The organism is Massilia sp. BGA-UO-ETr-WB1, from assembly GCF_059567845.1.
Window position 1 is genome coordinate 741,617 of the sequence record NZ_JCAQOT010000026.1, and the last position, 17,868, is coordinate 759,484.

15 protein-coding genes are annotated in these 17,868 nt (G+C 65.7%); 2 read left to right on the forward strand and 13 right to left on the reverse strand.

What is annotated here, in order from left to right; genetic code table 11:
* The 11 genes from murD to AC56DV_RS25725 all read right to left on the reverse strand — a co-directional run bounded on the left by murD (position 1) and on the right by AC56DV_RS25725 (position 14,677).
* Positions 1 to 1,533 (reverse strand): UDP-N-acetylmuramoyl-L-alanine--D-glutamate ligase, encoded by a 1,533-nt coding sequence (gene murD, locus AC56DV_RS25675; protein ID WP_496317043.1) that lies wholly within the window; start codon positions 1,531 to 1,533, stop codon positions 1 to 3.
* The gene (gene mraY / locus AC56DV_RS25680; protein WP_496317044.1) at positions 1,533 to 2,702 is read right to left on the reverse strand and encodes a phospho-N-acetylmuramoyl-pentapeptide-transferase; all 1,170 of its coding nucleotides are present in this window, start codon (positions 2,700 to 2,702) and stop codon (positions 1,533 to 1,535) included. The genes murD and mraY overlap by 1 nt, the downstream gene beginning before the upstream one ends.
* A gap of 2 nt (positions 2,703 to 2,704) precedes the next feature.
* The gene (locus AC56DV_RS25685) at positions 2,705 to 4,141 is read right to left on the reverse strand and encodes a UDP-N-acetylmuramoyl-tripeptide--D-alanyl-D-alanine ligase (protein WP_496317045.1); all 1,437 of its coding nucleotides are present in this window, start codon (positions 4,139 to 4,141) and stop codon (positions 2,705 to 2,707) included.
* A complete protein-coding gene (locus AC56DV_RS25690) occupies positions 4,141 to 5,673 on the reverse strand; it encodes a UDP-N-acetylmuramoyl-L-alanyl-D-glutamate--2,6-diaminopimelate ligase (protein WP_496317046.1) in 1,533 nt (510 codons plus the stop codon). The genes AC56DV_RS25685 and AC56DV_RS25690 overlap by 1 nt, the downstream gene beginning before the upstream one ends.
* Before the next feature lie 9 nt (positions 5,674 to 5,682).
* The gene (locus AC56DV_RS25695; RefSeq protein ID WP_496317047.1) at positions 5,683 to 7,464 is read right to left on the reverse strand and encodes a peptidoglycan D,D-transpeptidase FtsI family protein; all 1,782 of its coding nucleotides are present in this window, start codon (positions 7,462 to 7,464) and stop codon (positions 5,683 to 5,685) included.
* Positions 7,464 to 7,736 (reverse strand): cell division protein FtsL, encoded by a 273-nt coding sequence (gene ftsL / locus AC56DV_RS25700; RefSeq protein WP_496317048.1) that lies wholly within the window; start codon positions 7,734 to 7,736, stop codon positions 7,464 to 7,466. Before ftsL ends, AC56DV_RS25695 begins: the two co-directional genes overlap by 1 nt.
* Positions 7,733 to 8,701, reverse strand: coding sequence for a 16S rRNA (cytosine(1402)-N(4))-methyltransferase RsmH (rsmH, locus tag AC56DV_RS25705; protein WP_496317049.1), 969 nt, complete (start codon positions 8,699 to 8,701; stop codon positions 7,733 to 7,735). Before rsmH ends, ftsL begins: the two co-directional genes overlap by 4 nt.
* Positions 8,702 to 8,713: 12 nt before the next feature.
* On the reverse strand, positions 8,714 to 9,142 hold the full coding sequence (gene mraZ, locus AC56DV_RS25710) for a division/cell wall cluster transcriptional repressor MraZ (RefSeq protein ID WP_496317050.1): 429 nt from the start codon (positions 9,140 to 9,142) through the stop codon (positions 8,714 to 8,716).
* Positions 9,143 to 9,721: 579 nt separating this feature from the next.
* Positions 9,722 to 11,986, reverse strand: coding sequence for a M9 family metallopeptidase (locus AC56DV_RS25715; protein ID WP_496317051.1), 2,265 nt, complete (start codon positions 11,984 to 11,986; stop codon positions 9,722 to 9,724).
* Positions 11,987 to 12,178: 192 nt separating this feature from the next.
* The gene (locus AC56DV_RS25720) at positions 12,179 to 12,946 is read right to left on the reverse strand and encodes a PAS domain-containing protein (protein ID WP_496317052.1); all 768 of its coding nucleotides are present in this window, start codon (positions 12,944 to 12,946) and stop codon (positions 12,179 to 12,181) included.
* Between the two features lie 72 nt (positions 12,947 to 13,018).
* Complete coding sequence (locus tag AC56DV_RS25725) at positions 13,019 to 14,677, reverse strand: methyl-accepting chemotaxis protein (RefSeq protein ID WP_496317053.1); 1,659 nt, start codon at positions 14,675 to 14,677, stop codon at positions 13,019 to 13,021.
* Between the two features lie 324 nt (positions 14,678 to 15,001).
* On the opposite strand from AC56DV_RS25725, the gene AC56DV_RS25730 reads away from it, so the two are divergent.
* Together AC56DV_RS25730 and AC56DV_RS25735 are read left to right on the forward strand one after the other, a co-directional pair.
* The gene (locus AC56DV_RS25730) at positions 15,002 to 15,994 is read left to right on the forward strand and encodes a TauD/TfdA family dioxygenase (protein WP_496317054.1); all 993 of its coding nucleotides are present in this window, start codon (positions 15,002 to 15,004) and stop codon (positions 15,992 to 15,994) included.
* A gap of 1 nt (position 15,995) precedes the next feature.
* Positions 15,996 to 16,913, forward strand: coding sequence for an AEC family transporter (locus tag AC56DV_RS25735; protein ID WP_496317055.1), 918 nt, complete (start codon positions 15,996 to 15,998; stop codon positions 16,911 to 16,913).
* A gap of 10 nt (positions 16,914 to 16,923) precedes the next feature.
* On the opposite strand, the gene AC56DV_RS25740 is transcribed toward AC56DV_RS25735, so the two are convergent.
* Together AC56DV_RS25740 and AC56DV_RS25745 are read right to left on the reverse strand one after the other, a co-directional pair.
* Positions 16,924 to 17,544 carry a cysteine hydrolase family protein gene (locus tag AC56DV_RS25740; RefSeq protein WP_496317056.1) on the reverse strand — a complete coding sequence of 207 codons (621 nt, stop codon included), beginning with the start codon at positions 17,542 to 17,544 and terminating at the stop codon, positions 16,924 to 16,926.
* Positions 17,545 to 17,704: 160 nt separating this feature from the next.
* Entirely contained in the window at positions 17,705 to 17,860 is a 156-nt protein-coding gene (locus AC56DV_RS25745; protein ID WP_496317057.1) for a hypothetical protein, read from the reverse strand.
* Positions 17,861 to 17,868 lie beyond the last annotated feature (8 nt).

Below are 17,868 nucleotides of genomic sequence, written 5' to 3' on the forward strand. Positions count from 1 at the left end.
TCAGAGCTCCTGTCCGGCGTCGAGCGCGATCTCGCGCACGGTGTCGATGAACACCTGGGCGCGGTGCGCGTAGTTCCTGAACATGTCCAGGCTGGCGCAGGCCGGCGACAGCAGCACGGCGTCGCCCGGCTTGGCCAGCTTGGCGGCCAGGCGCACGGCGGACGGCAGGTCGGTGCCGCAGTCGGCCAGGTCGACTCCCGCCTGGGCCACGCCGCCCTGCTCCAGCGCGGCGCGCAAGGCCGGCGCATCGCGGCCGATCAGCAATACCGCGCGCACGTAGCGCGACACCGGCTCGGCCAGCGGATCGAACTCCTGGCCCTTGCCGTCGCCGCCGGCGATCAGCAGCAGGCGCTGGTTGGCGCCGGTGAAACTCTTGCCCAGGCCATTCAGCGCGGCCACGGTGGCGCCCACGTTGGTGCCCTTGCTGTCGTCGTAGTATTCCACTTCGTTGATCGATGCGACCAGCTCCACGCGGTGCGGTTCGCCCCGGTATTCGCGCAGGCCGTGCAGCAGCGGCGCGAACGGCAGGCCGATGGCGCGGCACAGGGCCAGCGCGGCCAGCGCGTTGGAGGCGTTGTGCAGGCCACGGATCTGCAGCGCATCCGACGGCATCAGGTTCTTGATCGTGGTGGCGACCGGTTCCGGCGCCGGGTCGTTCTTCTTGCGTTTCTTCGGCGGCTCGGCGTCCTCGTCCGGCACCGAGGTGGCCAGCCAGTAGATGCCGCGCTCGTTGTGCAGGCCGAAGCTGCCCGCTTCCTGCGGTTCGCCGGTGCCGAAGCTGACGTTCTCGCCGACCGGGTTCGCCATGCGCATCACGGCGGCGTCGTCGCGGTTCAGCACGCGCACGGTGTTGGCGCCGAAGATGCGCGCCTTGTCGGCGGCATAGGCGTCCATCGAGCCGTGCCAGTCCAGGTGGTCCTGGGTGATGTTCAATACGGTGGCGGCGTCGGCCTGCAGGCTGAGCGTGGTGTGCAGCTGGAAGCTGGACAGCTCGAGCACCCAAACCTGGGGCAGCGCGTCCGCTTCGATCACCTCGCGCAGCACGTCCAGCGCGGCCGGGCTGATATTGCCCGCCACGCGCACGCTGAAGCCGGCGCGCTGGCACAGCTGGCCGGTCAGGCTGGTGACGGTGGTCTTGCCGTTGGTGCCGGTGATGGCGATGACTTTCGGCGCGTAGCCGCGTTCTTCCTTCAGCGCCGCCAGCGCCTGGGCGAACAGTTCGATCTCGCCCCACACGGGAATGCTCACGGCGGCGGCGGCGCGCATCAGGTCCGCCACGTCGCCCTGCGGCGCCAGGCCGGGGCTGATGGCGACAAAGTCGGTGTCGTACAGCAGGGCGATATCCAGGCGGCCGCCGATGAATTCAGCGTCCGGCGCGGCCGCTTTCAGCGCCGCCAGGCGGTCCGCCACGGCGCTCTCGTCGCGCGTGTCGGCCACGCGCACGCGCGCGCCGCCACGGGCCAGCCATAGCGCCATCGCCAGGCCGGATTCGCCCAGCCCGAGTACCAGTGCCCGTTTGCCTTCGTAGCTCATCAGCGCAGCTTCAACGTGGAGAGGCCAACCAATACCAGCATCATCGTCACGATCCAGAAACGGACGACGACCTGGGTCTCTTTCCAGCCCTTTTGTTCAAAGTGGTGGTGCAACGGCGCCATCAGGAACACGCGGCGGCCGGTGCCGTAGCGCTTCTTGGTGTACTTGAACCAGCCCACCTGGATGATGACGGACACGGTTTCGGCCACGAAGATGCCGCCCATGATGAATAGCACGATCTCCTGGCGCACGATGACGGCGATGGTGCCCAGCGCGCCGCCCAGCGCCAGCGCGCCGACGTCGCCCATGAACACTTGCGCGGGGTGCGTGTTATACCAGAGGAAGGCCAGGCCCGCCCCGGCCATGGCGCCGCAGAAGATGATCAGCTCGCCGGCGCCGGGAATGTACGGGATGAACAGGTATTTGGAGTACACGGTGCTGCCGGTCAGGTAGGCGAACAGGCCCAGCGCCGAACCCACCATCACGGTCGGCATGATGGCCAGGCCGTCCAGGCCGTCGGTGAAGTTCACCGCGTTGCTGGTGCCGACGATGACGCAGTAGGTCAGCGCGATAAAGCCCCACACGCCCAGCGGATAGCTGATGGTCTTGAAGAACGGGACGATCAGGTCGGCCTTGGGCGGCAGGTCCATCGAGAAGCCGGACTGCAGCCAGGCGAAGAACAGCTCGAATACCTTGGCCGGCGTGGGCGCGGACACCGAGAACGCCAGGTACAGCGCGGCGCCGATGCCCACCAGCGACTGCCAGAAGTATTTTTCAGCCGAGCGCATGCCTTCCGGGTCCTGGCGCACCACCTTGCGGTAGTCGTCCACCCAGCCCACCGCGCCGAAGCCGATGGTGACCACGATCACCGGCCAGATCAGGCGGTTGGACCAGTCGCACCACAGCAGCGTGGACACGCCGATAGCGATCAGCAGCAGCACGCCGCCCATGGTGGGGGTACCGTGCTTTTTCAGGTGGGTTTGCGGACCGTCGGTGCGCACGGCCTGGCCGTACTTCATGGCGGTCAGCTTGCGGATGACGGACGGGCCGGCCCACAGGCCGATGATCAGCGCCGTGATGGTGGCGAACACCGCGCGCGCGGTGATGAAGTTGAATACGCGCAGGGGACCGAAGTCGTCCTGGTACATCTGTGCGAGCCAGAGCAGCATGATTAGTGAGTTCCTTTGTTAGCTTGTTGCGATCCAATCAAATGCTGCACGACCCGTTCCATTTTCATGAAGCGGGAGCCCTTGATCAATACGGTTGCATCCGGCGTTGCCGCCGCCTCCACGGCGGACAGCAGCGCGTCGAATTCTTCAAAATGCTGCGTCACCCCGAACCCGCGCATATGGCGGGCCAGCGCTCCGGTGACGAAGACGTGTTCAATGTTCTTGCCGGCGGCGTAGGCGGCGATCTCCTCGTGGAATTCGCGGCCCTGCGCGCCCACTTCGCCCATGTCGCCCAGCACCAGCACACGCGGCGCGGCGGCCTTGGCCAGCACGTCGATGGCGGCGCGCACCGAGTCCGGGTTGGCGTTGTAGCTGTCGTCGATGACGACGGCGCCGTTCACGGCGGCCTTTTTCTGCAGGCGGCCGCTGACGGGCGCGAACGTGTCCAGGCCCAGCTTGATGTGCTCGGCGCTGATGCCGGCGGCGTAGGTGCAGGCCACGGCGGCCAGCGCGTTCAGCACGTTGTGCTCGCCCGCCGCCTGCAGGGCGACGAAGAACTGCAGCGCATCCGCGCTGTCGCCCTCGTGCACGGTGACGAACATCTGGTTGCCGAAGTCGCCCGCGCGGTGGGTGCAGGAGACGTTGGCTTCCTTGGTCAGGCCGAAGGTCAGCGTGCGGCGGCCGGCGGAGAGTTCGCGCCAGATGGGCGTGAACTCGTCGCTTTGCGGGAACACGGCCACGCCGTCCGCAGGCAGGCCGGCCAGCACGGCGCCGTTCTCGCGCGCCACCGCTACCACTGAGTGCATGAATTCCTGGTGCTCGCGCTGGGCGTTGTTCACCATGCCGATGGTCGGTTCGGCGATGGCGCTCAGGCGGCCGATTTCGCCTGGGTGGTTCATGCCCAGCTCAATCACCGCCGAACGGTGCGCGGCGGACAGGCGGAACAGCGTGAGCGGCACGCCGATTTCGTTATTCAGGTTGCCGCGCGTGGCCAGGCGGCCCTCTTCGCCGTGCGCCGCCGCGAGGATGGCGGCGATCATTTCCTTGACCGTGGTCTTGCCGTTGCTGCCGGTGACGCCGATGACGGGCAGCGCGTACTGCTTGCGCCAGAAATTGGCGATGCGGCCCAGGGCAACCAGCGTATCCGGCACCAGCAGGGCCGGCAGGGTCCAGCCTTCGGGCAGGCGCTCGGCGACGACGGCGGCAACGCCCTTGCCCGCCACGGCGTTCGGGCCGTCCAGCAGGAAGTCGTGCGCGTCGAAATGCTCGCCGCGCAGGGCGACGAACAGCGAGCCGGCAGGCGCGCTGCGGCTGTCGGTGGAGACGCCGGCGAAGGCGACGGCATCAGGGGCAGCGGCGGCGGTCATGCCCGGCGCAAGTCCTGGCACGAAGGTCGCGCCTGGAATAGCCGCCAGCAGCTGGGCCAGTGTTGCTTGCATCAATTGGTCCTCATCATGGTGAGGCGGGCGGACAGCGCCAGCTGGGCGTGGTCGGCGTCCGAGAACGGGATCTTGCGGCCCTTGATTTCCTGGGAGGGCTCATGGCCCTTCCCTGCCAGCAGGATCACGTCCGGCTTGGCGGCATGCTTGATGGCGTACAGGATGGCGGCCGCGCGGTCGTCCACCGCCTGGAATACGGAAGTGGGATGGTGCGCGTCCATGCCCGCGATAATCTGTTCAATAATGGCGTGCGGCTCTTCGCTGCGCGGATTGTCGCTGGTGACCAGCACATGCTCGGCGATCTGCGAAATGCGGCCCATCTGCGGACGCTTGCCCGGGTCGCGGTCGCCGCCGCAGCCGAACACGCACCACAGTTTGCCGCCGCGTTCCTGCGCCACGCTGCGCAGCGTGTCCAGCGTCTTTTCCAGCGCGTCCGGCGTGTGCGCGTAGTCGATCACCACCATCGGCGCGTCGTTGCCGCCGATCTGCTGCATGCGGCCCGGCGCCGGGGTCAGGCCTTCGATGGCCTCCACGGCAGCGCGCAGCGTGGCGCCCTTCACCAGCAGCGCGCCCAGCACCGCCAGCGCATTGCTGATGTTGAACTGCCCTACCAGCTGGGTCTTCACCTGCGTGCTGCCTTGCGGCGTATCGAGATGGAATTCGGTGCCCGCGCTGCGCGTGCGCAACTGGCCGGCGCGCAGCATGTCCACGCCCGGCAGGTCCGGCAGCGCCGCCGCGTCGCGCAGCGTGTAGCCGACCACGCGGTCCTTGCGCGCCACCAGGCGGTCCGCCAGGCGATGCCCCATGGCGTCGTCCAGGTTCACCACCGACGCTTGCAGGCCGGGGCTGTCGAACAGCTTGGTCTTGGCCGCTTCATAGGCGGCCATGTCGCCGTGGTGGTCCAGGTGATCGCGCGTGAGGTTGGTAAACAGCGCCACATCGAAATGCATGCCGTCGGTGCGGCCCAGGTCCAGGCCGATCGAGGTCACTTCGATGGCCAGCGCGGTAGCGCCCTGGTCGCGCGTTTCGGCCAGCTTTTGCGCCAGCAGCACCGCGTCCGGCGTGGTGTAGCCGGTCGGGTCGAATTCCACTTCGCCGCGCGCGCGCGACATGCCCACGCCCAGCGTGCCGATGACGGCGGTGAGGTCGCCCAGGCGGCTCAGGGCCTGGCCCAGCCACACCGCGCAAGAGGTCTTGCCGTTGGTGCCGGTCACGCCCACGGTGAACATGCTGGCGTCCGGATAGCCGTAGAAGGCGTGCGCGATGGGGCCGGAGCGGCGCTTCAGGTCCGCCACGGCAAGGCGCGGCAGGGTCCAGGCGGCATCCCACGGATACGCCTCGGCGCCCTGCTCTTCATACACGATGGCGGCCGCGCCCTGCGCGACGGCGGCGGCGATGTAGGCGCGGCCGTCCTTGCCCTCGCCCGGATAGGCGAAGAACACGTCGCCCGCTTTCACGCGGCGCGAGTCCGAGGCCAGCTGCCCGCCGGGAGCCGCCTGCTTGATCCAGTTGCTGATTTCGTTAGGTGTCATGGGCGCTCATTACATGACGTCGGCCCCGCCGTCGGCGGGGATGACGATTTCGGTGACGGACGAATCCGGCGGCACGTTCAGGGAACGCAGCGCGTTGGCCGCAACGGCGGCGAATGTCGGTGCTGCGACCTGGCCGCCATAGTGGCCGCCCGAGGTAGGTTCGTCGATCATGACAGCGATAATGAAGCGCGGATTCGACATCGGCACCATGCCGACGAAGGAACCGATGTATTTGCGCGGTATGGCGTAGCGGCCGTTTTCCACCTTGTAGGCGGTGCCGGTCTTGCCGCCTGCGCGGTAGCCCGGAATCTGCGCCTGCTTGGCGGTGCCGTCCTTGCCGGAGACCACGGTCTCCAGCATTTCGCGCATCTGCGCGGCGGTTTTCGGCTTGATGATCTGCTGCCCCACCGGCGGCTCGGTCACCTTCTGGAACGACAGCGGAATGGTGTCGCCGTTACGGGCAAACATCATGTACGAGCGCGCCAGCTGGATCAGCGACACCGAGATGCCGTTACCGTAGCTCATGGTGGCCTGCTCGATGGGACGCCAGGATTTGTAAGGACGCACGCGGCCCGCCACCGCGCCGGGGAAGCCCCACTTCGGCTGCTGGCCGAAACCGACCTTGGTGAACATCTCCCACATCTCCTGCGGCGGCATGCTGAGCGCGATCTTGGAGGTGCCGATGTTGGACGACATTTCGATAATCTGCGACACGTTGATGACGCCGTGGCCCTTGGTGTCGGTGATGGTGCGGTCCAGGATGGTGTAGCGGCCGGCGCCGGTGTCGATATAGGAATTCGGGTTCACGCGGCCGCTGTCCAGCGCCAGCGCCACCGTGATCGGCTTCAGCGTGGAGCCGGGCTCGAAGGTGTCGGTCATGACGCGGTTGCGCAGCTGCGCGCCGGTCAGCGAGCGGCGGTCGTTCGGGTCGTAGCTCGGGTAGTTGGCCAGCGCCAGCACTTCGCCGGTGTGCACGTCCAGCACCACCGCGCCGCCGGCCTTGGCCTTGAACTTCTCCACCGCGCCTTTCAGCTGGGTGTAGGCGATGTACTGGATCTTGCTGTCCACCGACAGGGTCAGGTCCTTGCCGTCGTGCGGTTCGTGGATCGAACCGATGTCCTCGACGATGTGGCCGAGGCGGTCCTTGATCACGCGGCGGCTGCCGGTGGCGCCCTGCAGCGTTTTCTGCTGCGCCAGCTCCATGCTCTCCTGGCCCACGTCCTCCACGTTGGTGAAGCCCACCACGTGCGTCATCACTTCGCCCTGCGGGTAGAAGCGCTTGTATTCCTTGCGCGCCTCGATGCCGTCGATCTTCAGCGCAGCGATCTTGTCGGCCACGTCCATCTCCACCTGGCGTTTTAGGTAGACCAGGTCGCGGTCCGAATCGAGCTTCTTGCGCAGGTCGGCCTCGCTCATGTCGAGCAGGGCGGCCAGCGCGCGCACCTTTTCAGCCGGTGCGGCCAGCACGTCTTCCGGAATCGCCCAGATGGCTTTCACGGGGACGGACGAAGCCAGCACCTGGCCGTTGCGGTCGGTGATCTTGCCGCGCGTGGCCGGCAGCTCCAGCGTGAAGGCGTAGCGGTTCTCGCCCTGCTGCTGCAGGAACTGGGTCTTCACGCCCTGCAGCCACAAGGCGCGCACGCCCAGCGCCAGGAAAGCGGCGAACAGCACGAACAGCACCACGCGCGAACGCCACGGCGGCAGGCTCACCGCCAGCATCGGGCTTTTCGAGAATGGCATGCCCTTCGAGCGTGCCACGCGTGCGCTGTTTGCTCCGCCGCCGGCCCGCATCACTGCTCTCCTTGCGTCAGGTATTGCGTGCGGTTGGCCGTCAGCTGCGTCATGTTCAGGTCGCGGCGGGCGATTTCCTCGATACGGGCGTGCTTGCCCAGCTTGGACTGGTCCAGCTGCAGCTGCGCCCAGTCGATATCGAGCTGGCGCGCCTTGGCCTGCGCGCGCTCGAGGTCGATGAACAGGTGGCGCGCCTGGTACTGCGCGTTCACCAGCGACAGCGCGCAGCCTACCAGCAAGGCCGCCAGGACGAGGTTGATCTTGAAGCTCACGCCGCCGCCTTGTCGTCGTAAGGAAGGCGGCGCGCCACCCGCATCACCGCCGAGCGGGCGCGCGGGTTGGCCTCGACTTCGGCGTCGGACGGCTTGATCTTGGCCAGCAGCTTCAGTTCCGGCTGCGGCAGGTCCACCGCGCGGATCGGCAGGCGCCGGTCCGGCTGCGGCACATTGGCCTTGGACGCGAAGAAGCGCTTGACCATGCGGTCTTCCAGCGAATGGAAGCTGATGATGGCCAGGATGCCGCCCGGCGCCACGCAGTCGTAGGCGTGGGTCAGTCCGGCTTCGAGATCCTCAAGCTCCTTATTGATGTGAATCCGGATAGCTTGAAAAGTCCGGGTGGCCGGATCCTTGCCCTTTTCACGGGTCTTGACCGCATTTGCCACGATTGCGGCAAGCTGTCGTGTGCTTGAAATTGGTTCGACTGCCCGGCGAGCAACAATCGCCTTTGCAATCTGAAAAGCAAACCGTTCTTCCCCATATTCTTTTATCACCTTTTCCAGTGTCTCTACGGTTTCGGTAGCCAGCCATTCCGCAGCCGACATGCCACGGGTGGTATCCATGCGCATGTCGAGCGGACCATCGTTGCGGAAACTGAAGCCACGGGCGGCGTCGTCCACCTGCGGCGAAGAGATGCCCAGGTCCAGCAGCACGCCGTCCACCTTGGGCATGGCGCGTTCCGCCAACGCGGAAGCCATGGTGGCGAAACTGTCATGCACGATCTGGAAGCGCGGGTCGGTGATCTGTTCGGCGGTGGCGATGGCCTGCAAGTCCTTGTCGAAGGCCAGCAGGCGGCCCTGCTCGCCCAGGCGCGACAGGATCAGGCGGCTGTGGCCGCCGCGCCCGAAGGTGCCGTCTATATACAGGCCGTTGGCGCGCGCGCCTTCCAGCTGGAGCGCGTCGACCGCCTCGTCTAGCAGCACCGTACGATGCTGGAATTCTGGCACCGCAACTGAAGTCATTTTGGGCGGGCCTTAGAAAGAAAAATCGGAAAGCGCGTCGGGCATGCCGACGTCGATGGTGGCTTGCTCGTTCTCGGCACGGCGGGCCGGATCCCAGATTTCGAAATGGGTCAGCATGCCGGACAGCACCACGTCGCGGCCCAGGCCGACGGCGTCGCGCAGCTCGGGCGCCACCAGGATGCGGCCGGCCGAGTCCATCTCCACGTCGTTCGCGTTGCCCAGCAAAATGCGCTGCCAGCCGCGGGCCGACATCGGCCAGGCGGCGATCTGGTCGCGCTTGGCTTCCCACACATGGCGCGGGTACATCAGCAGGCAACCGTCGGGATGCTTGGTAAGCGTGAGGCGTCCTTCGCACTGGATAGCCAGTGCGTCGCGATGCTTGGCCGGGATGGACATCCTGCCTTTCGCATCGAGAGTGATCGCGGAAGCGCCTTGAAACACGTATTACCTTTTAAATGAAGGGACAGACAAGCAGGGTCAGAAATCCCACAAAACTACACTTTTTCACACAGTTGCCCACTTTAGAGGATGGAAAGATAGTGGTCAAGCGCTTTCCAATCGGGAAAACATGGATTTTATTAATGAAATTAAGGACTTAGCGTCGATCCTTGATGCAGGCTCTAGTAAAAATATCGCGTTAAATTAGATACTTACACAAGATACTGAAAGTGCTACCTCATCAATCCCCCACCCATTGGGGCTAGTCTCAGGGCGAAAAAGATGTCAAGAAAAAATTGAAAATAAATTATAAGGTTGCCTAGTGACAACAGCAGCGTAGCAAATCGACAACGCAGCTCGATAGCGCTCGCGCGGCTGGACCGGGTCGGACGGAGTGGGGATTTTTCGTGGGATTTGGCACTCTGCCGCGCTTTGCGCGCGATCAGGCAGGATGGAGAATCTTGGGACCGAACCAGTGCTGAACTTTTCCTTCTGACTGCAACCGCAACAACTTGTATAGACAAATTCAAGCCCGCAAGGCGCGGGCTTGACCTGCATTTATTATACGCAAAGCGCGGGTTTTTATTCGTACGTTACGCTTAAGGACACCCCGCTGAAGGGCTGTTTCGCGTCCAGCGTAATGTAATACCAGCGCACCGCGGCAGGATTACCCAGCGCAATATCTTCCGCATTGCCGGCCTTGGCCGAAGCCTGGTCGTAACTGGACGGTGTCGGCCAGCGGTCCAGCGCCAGGTACATATTCACGTCGCCGGTGCCGTTGCGGGTGGCCAGCTTCAGGTTTTTCGCCCCTGCCGGCAGCATCAGCGTGAAGTAGGAGCGGTAGCTGGACGCCAGGTTGCGCACCGCGCAGTTTTTGCCCAGGGTGCTGGACGAGGCGCAGGCCGGCAGGTTGGCGCCCGGATCGTCGTTTGGCATCGGCGGTTCGCCGGCAGTGGTGGCCGTGTCCACCCAGGCGGCGAACTCGTTGTCGTAGGAGGTGCCGATCTGGCCGATGGCGGTTTGATAGCGGGTGTAGTCGCCGAGGCGGAATTTGGCCAGCATGCTGTCCACGTCCGGGCGGTGCTTCTCCATCATGAAACGGGTGGCCATATAACCCCAGCGGTAGGCGCGGTTGCTGTAGTCGCCCATGCTGTAGGTGTTGCCGAAGATCTCGCTCAGGCGGTAGGTGCGGGTTTTCGCCATGTCGATGGCGACCTGGTTGTCGTTCTTCAGCGTCAGGTATTCGGCGATGCCCTCGATCCACCACACGGTGGGCACGGCGGTGGAGGCGCCGAAATCGCCGTACATATTGAAACGGCCGTCCAGGTAGTGCACGTACTCGTGCTCCAGGTTCCACACCTTGAACGCGGGCCGCAGCCAGGACGCCTCGTGCGCGATGAAGCGCGCCTGGTTGCCGGCCTGCGCCGGATTGCCCTCCAGGTACATGCCGCCGTTGTCGGTGCCGATGCCGTAGATCACGCCGGCGTACTTGCTGTAATTGCTGTAGTCGTCGAACACCACCAGTTCCAGCGCCGTGTTGTTGTCGCTGCCGACCGGGGTGCGCTGGGTTTGCAGCATGGCGTGCACATAGCCCTCGCCCTGCTGCAGGGTGGTGCACACCTCCGTCATCTGGGCGGCGGTCATGTCTTGCGCGCGCAGGCGCAAGGTGGGGCTGCACTCGCGGCTGTACTTGAGCACGCTGTCCGCCAGCTGCTGCTCATAGTTGCAGGTGCCGTATTCGGCGCAGGCGGCGTTGTCGTAGTACTTCACGGCGGACGCTGCGGCCAGCCACAGGCCGCTGTCGGCGCCGGTCATGGTGCTCGTTTGCAGCGTGTTCTGCACCATGGGCTTGACCCCGGCTTTCAGCCCGGCGTACTGCATGAAGCGGAACGCCTCGCTGGCGGCGTCGGTCAGCTCGTAGGCGGCGTTGCTGTTGAGCAGGGCCGCCTTGTTGGCGGTGACGAAGGTGTTCAGCGCCGTGGCGTAGGACAGGTCGGCCTTCAGCAGGTCCGCCCCGCCCGGCCTGCCGTGCGCGTAGAACAGCACCGTCAGCGCGCCGGTCAGGCCGCCGCCCGCGCTGTTCTGCTTGAGCGCCTCGGCCGCGTTCGGGTAGCCGCTGCGGTTGGTGAAGCGGGTGACCACGGCCTTCACGCTGGGCAGGTAGTACAGCTCGTCGTGCATATTGGTGATCAGCTTGAAGGTTTCCAGCGCCGTGCTGTCAGCCGCCGCATTCGGCTGGTACAGCGCGCTGCCTTCGGCCAGTTGCCTGATCGGCGCGCGCAGCGACGCGGCCAGCGCGGCGGCCGGTTCCGGCATGGCGCCGGTGCCGGCCAGGTAGTAGCCGGCGCGTAGGTACAGCACCAGGTTCACCAGCTTCATATTGCTGGCGTTGTAGCCGGCCGCCTCCTGCGCCACGCGGCTGGCCACGGCGCTCATGTTGCCGGCCGAATAGATGGTGGCCGCCTGCTGCGCGCTCAGCGAGAACAGGCCGTAGGTGCACTCGTAGTCCGGCAGGCCGGCCAGGTAATCGGCCAGCGCGGCGCCGCTGTAAGTGGCCAGCTTGGCCATGTCCTTGCACTCGGGCGTGGCGGCCAGCGTGGCGGCGGCCGGCGCGCTGCTGCGCAACTGGCGCGGCATCAGGTCGTGGCGCGGCTTCTTGCTGACCGACAGGTTGTAGCGGCTCTGCTCGGCCGAAGGCGGCAGGCTCTGGCGTACGTGCGGCATGGGGGCCTGGCGCAGGCGCGCATGCTCGCCTTCATGGGTATCGGCGGCGACGGCGTTGGCGCAGCAGGAAGCCATCAGCGCTATCAGTGTTGCCTGGGGCAGTGCATTTCTTGGGAATGACATGTGTTCCGCTCCTGTTTTTTGTTGTCGATAAGGTCGCCGGGACAGCGTCCCGGGCCAGGAAATACTAGCGTGGCAAGATTTCCGGGATGACAGCAAAAACAGGCTTGCGGAGCCGTTCGCTCTATTTAAACGGCAACGGGCTTGCGATCGGCACAGCGGGCAAACGCCGCCGGCGCAGAAAAGCCACAGCTATCAATTCGCGAGCGACGCCAGCAGGGATGCGGCAGCGCTGCCGACGTGGCCGCCCTGGCTGCGGCACTGGGCGCGGTACTGCACCGGGGTTTGCCCGGTGAGCGCCTTGAACTGGCGGCTGAAGGCGCTGTGGTCGGTATAGCCGCAGTCGGCGGCGATCTCGGCGATGCTGAGTTCGCGGCCCGACTCGATCAGCGCCAGCGCGCCGTCGAGCCGCGTCTGCAGCAACAGCTGGCGCGGGCTGTAGTGGAACACGCGCTGGAACAGCCGCTCCACGCGCGCCAGCGGCAAGCCGGCGTCGCGCGCCAGCTGCTGCAGGCACAGCGGCTCGCGGTAGTGCTCGCGGATATGTTGGGCGATGCCGGCGATCTGCCGGTACACGGGGTGGTGGTCGTCCGCCAGTCCCAGGTCGTGCGAAGTGCCGACCAGGCCGACGATGGCGCCGGCCTCGTCGCGCAGCGGCACCTTGTGCGTCAGGCACCAGCCGTGGCGGCGGTTGGGATACAGGTGCAGCTCCAGGTGCTGGCGGATGGTGCAGCCCAGCTCGATCACCTGCCGGTCCTGCACGATATAGGCCTGCGCCAGCGAGCGCGGGTGCACTTCCAGCACCGTCTTGCCGGCCAGTTCCTGCTTGCTGCGCAGGCCGCAGCGCCGCACCAGCGTGTGGTTGGCGGCCAGGTAGCGGCCGTCGCGGTCCTTGACGAAGAAGGCTACGTCGCTCAGGGCATCGAACAGGGTTTCGATGGCCGCCAGTTCCACATTGAACATGTCCGCTCCGCGTCGTTATTTTAATAATAACAGCGGATATTACCCGATCTGCGCGGCGCCGGGCCGCCCGCTTCAGGCGGCCTTGTCCAGGCGGTGCGGCAGGGCGGTGCGGGCGGATTCCGGACGGCGCGGCGCGTGGCCGGACGCCACGGACAGCGCGCGCGGCGCGGCGGCGCCGTCCAGCGTGAAGATGCTCACCAGCGAATCCAGCCCGCCGGCCTGCTCGCGCATGCTTTGCGACGCGGCCGTGGCCTCCTCCACCAGCGCGGCGTTCTGCTGGGTGACGCTGTCCATCTGCGCGATGGCCTGGTTGACCTGCTCGATGCCGGCGCTCTGCTCCTGCCCTGCCAGCGTGATCTCGCTCATGATTTCCGTCACGCGGCGCACGCTGACCACCACTTCCTCCATGGTGGCGCCGGCCTGGCTGACCAGCATGCTGCCGGCCTCGACCTGGTTGACCGAGTCGCCGATCAGCACCTTGATCTCCTTGGCGGCGGCAGCCGAACGCTGCGCCAGGTTGCGCACTTCCGAGGCCACCACGGCAAAGCCGCGGCCCTGCTCGCCGGCGCGCGCCGCTTCCACCGCCGCGTTCAGCGCCAGGATGTTGGTCTGGAAGGCGATGCCGTCGATCACGCCGATAATGTCGACGATCTTGCGCGCCGAGGCGTTGATGCTGCCCATGGTTTCGACCACCCGGCCCACCACCGAGCCGCCCTTTTCGGCAATGCCCGAGGCCGTCAGCGCCAGCTGGTTGGCCTGGCGCGCGCTGGCCGAATTCTGCTTCACGGTCGAGGTCAGTTCCTCCATCGAGGCGGCGGTTTCCTCCAGCGAGCTGGCCTGCTGCTCGGTGCGGGCCGACAGGTCCAGGTTGCCGGCCACGATCTGGTCCGAGGCGCTGGAGATGGTGTCGGTGGCCACGCGCACCTGGCCGACGATGTGGGCCAGGCTGGCGCGCATGCTGCTCATGGCGTACAGCAGGCTGCTGTCGTCGCCCGGCGCGGTATGCACTTCGACCGACAGTTCGCCGGCGGCGATGCGGTTGGCGATGCTCGCCGCGTAGTCCGGCTCGCCGCCCAGGCGGCGCGTCAGCCAGCGCGTGATCAGCGCGGCGCCCAGCGCGCCCAGCGCCACGCTGGCCGCCAGCAGCGAGAAGATCCAGGTGCGGGCCGATTTGTACAGCTGCTCGCCGTCCTGCGCGGCCTGAATGCCGCCGGCGCCGTACAGCGCCACCAGCTTGTCCACCTGGCCGCGCAGCGCCACGATCAGCTTGTTCGACTCGCCCCGGATCAGCGCCTTGGCGGCCACGTCGTCATTGGCGCGCGCGGCGGCGCGGATTTTCGCGTCCTCCGCCATGTAGCGTTCCCACATGGATACGAAGGCCGCGTACAGCTCCTTCTCCTCCGGCGTGGCCAGCAGCTGCACGTACTCGGCCTGCATCTTGCCCAGGTCCACCAGGTCATTGGCGATCACTTTGTCGTACTTGTCCATGTCGGCCTGCTCGGTCGAGATGATGTACTGGAACTCGCGCGTGCGCACGCGCGCGATCTGCGACTTGATGTCCTGGATCACGCGCATGCTCGGCATCCAGCGCGACGACAGTTCGTTCGCGGTCCGGTTCACCTCGGCCAGCTTGACGATGGAAAACACGCCGACGCACACCGTCAGCGCCAGCACCGAGGCAAAGGCCAGCCCCAGCTTGGTCGATAGCTTGAGTTTACGTAGCCAGTTCATATTTTATTCCTTTGATAAGTATTTTTCCGTATGGAAATATTCTATCGCATCGCAATATTTCTTGCTTGCCGACGTTAAAATTTAACGAATCCGCCCAAATAAAGTGTGAACAGCTTGTAACTACGTGTTTTCCACAGTTGCCTAAAGTGAACAAAATCACCAAGTAAAATCAGACTCGATTGCGAGAAGCACCGCTGGGTGTTCAGCATACCGCATTGTGCTTATTTGTAAATTGATGCGACGCAACAAAATGCTTGCAATTCGCTCCCGGCGTAGTAATATTGGTTCATAGTTGCCGTGTGGCAACAATAACCAGGAGCTACCATGCTGACCACTATCGAACAATCCGGCAAGATTTCCATCGTCAAACGCAGCTTCTCCTGGGGCGCGGATCTGGACGCCATCCACGCGCTGGTCGCGCAGCACTTCGACGACTTCAACGGCAACGGCTTCTATCCGCATCCGGACGAGGAAGCGCTGCGGCGCAAGCTGCTGGCCATCCCCACGCTGCAGCGCCTGGCGGGCGCCATCGCGGGACGCCAGGCGCGCGGCCTGGCCATCACCGGCCTGGGGCTGGGCGAGCTGGACGAGGCGCGCCGCAACGCCGCGCTGTACGCCATCGCCCTCACCCAGGGCTACCCCACCTCCACCGACCAGCGCACCCGGCGCGTGGCCTGGGACGTGCGCGCCCGCAGCAACGCCGCCGCCGATCCGGCGCAGGCGCGCTTCGTCACCTTCTCCGAGCGCGTCGGCGGCGCCGACATGCACACCGATTCCTCCTTCTACCCCATGCCGGAGGAGCAGTTCATGCTGTACGTGGTGAACGCGGCGCGCTGCAACGGCGGCGCCTCGCTGCTGATCGACATCGAAGACATCGTGGACGAACTGAACAAGACCGCCGCCGGGCGCGAGGCCTACGGCCTGCTATGCACCCAGCCGGTGCCCTTCCGCGTGCCGTCGGTGTACGCAGCAAGCGAGCAGCAACTCGAGTATCATCTGGCACCGGTGTTCACGCTGGAGGGCGGGCTGGCGATGCGCTGGCGCTACGACTCCATCGTCAAGGGACTGGCGGCGCGGCCCGACCTGGCTTCGCCGCAACTGGCCGCCGCGCTGGAACTGCTGAACGACATCATCGAACGGCGCGCCCCGCGCTTCGACCGCTGCCTGCCGGACGACACCCTGCTGTGGGCGGACAACCACCGCACGCTGCACGGCCGGGCCAACTATACCGATCCGGGCCGGCACCTAATCCGCATCCGCATTTCCAACACGCCCAACGCCCGGCGCATCGGGCCGTCCGGCATTTCGGCAGACTGACATGCTCGCATCCATCATTCCCGTTTTCCTGATCATCCTGCTGGGCGTGGCCATCCGCCACTACGAGTGGCTGCCGGAAGAGTTCTTTCCGTCGATAGAAAAGTTCTCCTACAACATCGCCTTCCCCGCGCTGCTGTTCGCCGGCACCGCGCGGCTCAGCTTTGCCGGCAGCCAGGTGGGCGAACTGGCGCTGGCCACGCTGCTGCCGACCTTCATCATCATCGGCGTCACGCTGCTGGCCATGCTGGGCGCGCGCGGCCTGCCCGGCGCCAGCCGCTCGTCCGTGGTGCAGGGCGCGATGCGGCCCAACACCTACTTCGGGCTGGCGGTGTCGTCGCTGTTCTTCGACGCCGACACGGCGGCGCTGGTGATGCTGTCGCTGGCGCTGTGCCTGCCGGTGGTGAACGTGGTGTCCATCATCGCGCTGTCGTGGTGGAGCGGCAGCAAGGCCGACCTGCTCCAGATTGTCCGCACGCTGGCGCGCAACCCCATCATCCTGTCCACGCTGGCGGGCATGCTGGTCAGCCTGTCCGGGCTCGCCGTTCCGCTGCCGCTGATGAATACGCTCGACATCCTGGGCAAGGCGGCGCTGTGCCTGGGGCTGGTGTGCGTGGGCAGCGGGCTGGTGTTCTCGCTGCAGGGGCTGCGGCCGGTGGCGCTGGGCTGGACCTCGCTGCTCAAGCTGGTGGCGCTGCCGCTGGTGGCGGCCAAGGTGTGCGTGCTGTTCGCGGTGTCCGCGCCGGTGGCGCTGGCGGCCACCTTCTACTGCGCGCTGCCGACCGCGCCCAACGCCTACATCATGGCCAGGCAATTGGGCGGCGACACGCGCCTGATGGCCGCGCTGATCACCCTGCAAACCCTGCTGGCCATTGTGACGGTCCCGCTCAGCAAGAGCTTCCTGCCGCTGATGGGCGGCTGAGAACCAGGGGCTAGTCGGCGATGCGCGCCAGCAGCTCGGCCGTGGCCAGGATTTCGCTGGCGTAGGTCGGCCCGTTGAACTCGTGGGCGGCGCGCAGCATCTCGTGCGTGAACGCAGCGGTGGCGTCCTTCACCAGGGTCACGTGGTAGCCCAGCTCCATCGCGAAGCGGCCGGTGCCCTCGATGCAGGTGTTGGCCAGCAGGCCGACAATGACCACCTTCTGCACGCCGTGCTGCTTCAACTGCTGGTCCAGGTCGGTGTTCGCGAAACCGCTCTGGGCCCAGTGCTCCTTGATCATCACATCGCCTTCCTGCGGCTGGAAGTCGGGATGCCACTCGCCGCCCCAGGTGTCCTTGGCAAACACCTGCGCCGCCGCACTGCGCAGCTGGTAAGGCGTGGCGAACTTCCACTTCTGGTAGTCGCCCGGCTCCGAGCGGTGATGCGGCACATAAAACACCTGGATGCCCGCCTTGCGCGCCGCATCCAGCACCTGCTTCATATGCAGCAGCAAGTCCTGCTCCTGCGCCACCTTTTCCACCAGCGGCCACAGCTTGCCGCCGTGGCTGAGGAAATCGTTGTAGGGATCAACCAGCAGCAAGCCGGTGTTCTCCTTGCCATATATGTCGCTCACCGGAGTCTCCTTCAGTGTGAAGTTCGAAAATCCAGTGTAGCCCGCCCTGCCGGCCGCGCGCGTTAATTGATGTGAATCTTCGCTAAGCCAACATGACAAATCGCAAGCCGCTGCCAGCGCCATCCAAGAGCCATAAGCCAGCGTGCGAACTGAAGATTCGCTAAGCCGCTTGACGATCGGACGTGCCGAGGTGAGCCGAACTTTGCGGATCAATCAGATGGTCCGCAAATGCGCCGAAGTCTTCGCGCCGGTCCTCACGCAGCGTAAATCGCTCGGTCTGGAGGAGTGGAACGGAGGTGAAGAACATGTTGCCCATGAGGTAGT

Coding starts and splice junctions, on each gene's coding strand:
- murD (WP_496317043.1), bottom strand. CDS start 1,533: ATGAGCTACGAAGGCAAACGGGCACTGGTACTCGGGCTGGGCGAATCC.
- mraY (WP_496317044.1), bottom strand. CDS start 2,702: ATGCTGCTCTGGCTCGCACAGATGTACCAGGACGACTTCGGTCCCCTG.
- AC56DV_RS25685 (WP_496317045.1), bottom strand. CDS start 4,141: ATGCAAGCAACACTGGCCCAGCTGCTGGCGGCTATTCCAGGCGCGACC.
- AC56DV_RS25690 (WP_496317046.1), bottom strand. CDS start 5,673: ATGACACCTAACGAAATCAGCAACTGGATCAAGCAGGCGGCTCCCGGC.
- AC56DV_RS25695 (WP_496317047.1), bottom strand. CDS start 7,464: ATGCGGGCCGGCGGCGGAGCAAACAGCGCACGCGTGGCACGCTCGAAG.
- rsmH (WP_496317049.1), bottom strand. CDS start 8,701: ATGACTTCAGTTGCGGTGCCAGAATTCCAGCATCGTACGGTGCTGCTA.
- AC56DV_RS25715 (WP_496317051.1), bottom strand. CDS start 11,986: ATGTCATTCCCAAGAAATGCACTGCCCCAGGCAACACTGATAGCGCTG.
- AC56DV_RS25720 (WP_496317052.1), bottom strand. CDS start 12,946: ATGTTCAATGTGGAACTGGCGGCCATCGAAACCCTGTTCGATGCCCTG.
- AC56DV_RS25725 (WP_496317053.1), bottom strand. CDS start 14,677: ATGAACTGGCTACGTAAACTCAAGCTATCGACCAAGCTGGGGCTGGCC.
- AC56DV_RS25730 (WP_496317054.1), top strand. CDS start 15,002: ATGCTGACCACTATCGAACAATCCGGCAAGATTTCCATCGTCAAACGC.
- AC56DV_RS25735 (WP_496317055.1), top strand. CDS start 15,996: ATGCTCGCATCCATCATTCCCGTTTTCCTGATCATCCTGCTGGGCGTG.
- AC56DV_RS25745 (WP_496317057.1), bottom strand. CDS start 17,860: ATGGGCAACATGTTCTTCACCTCCGTTCCACTCCTCCAGACCGAGCGA.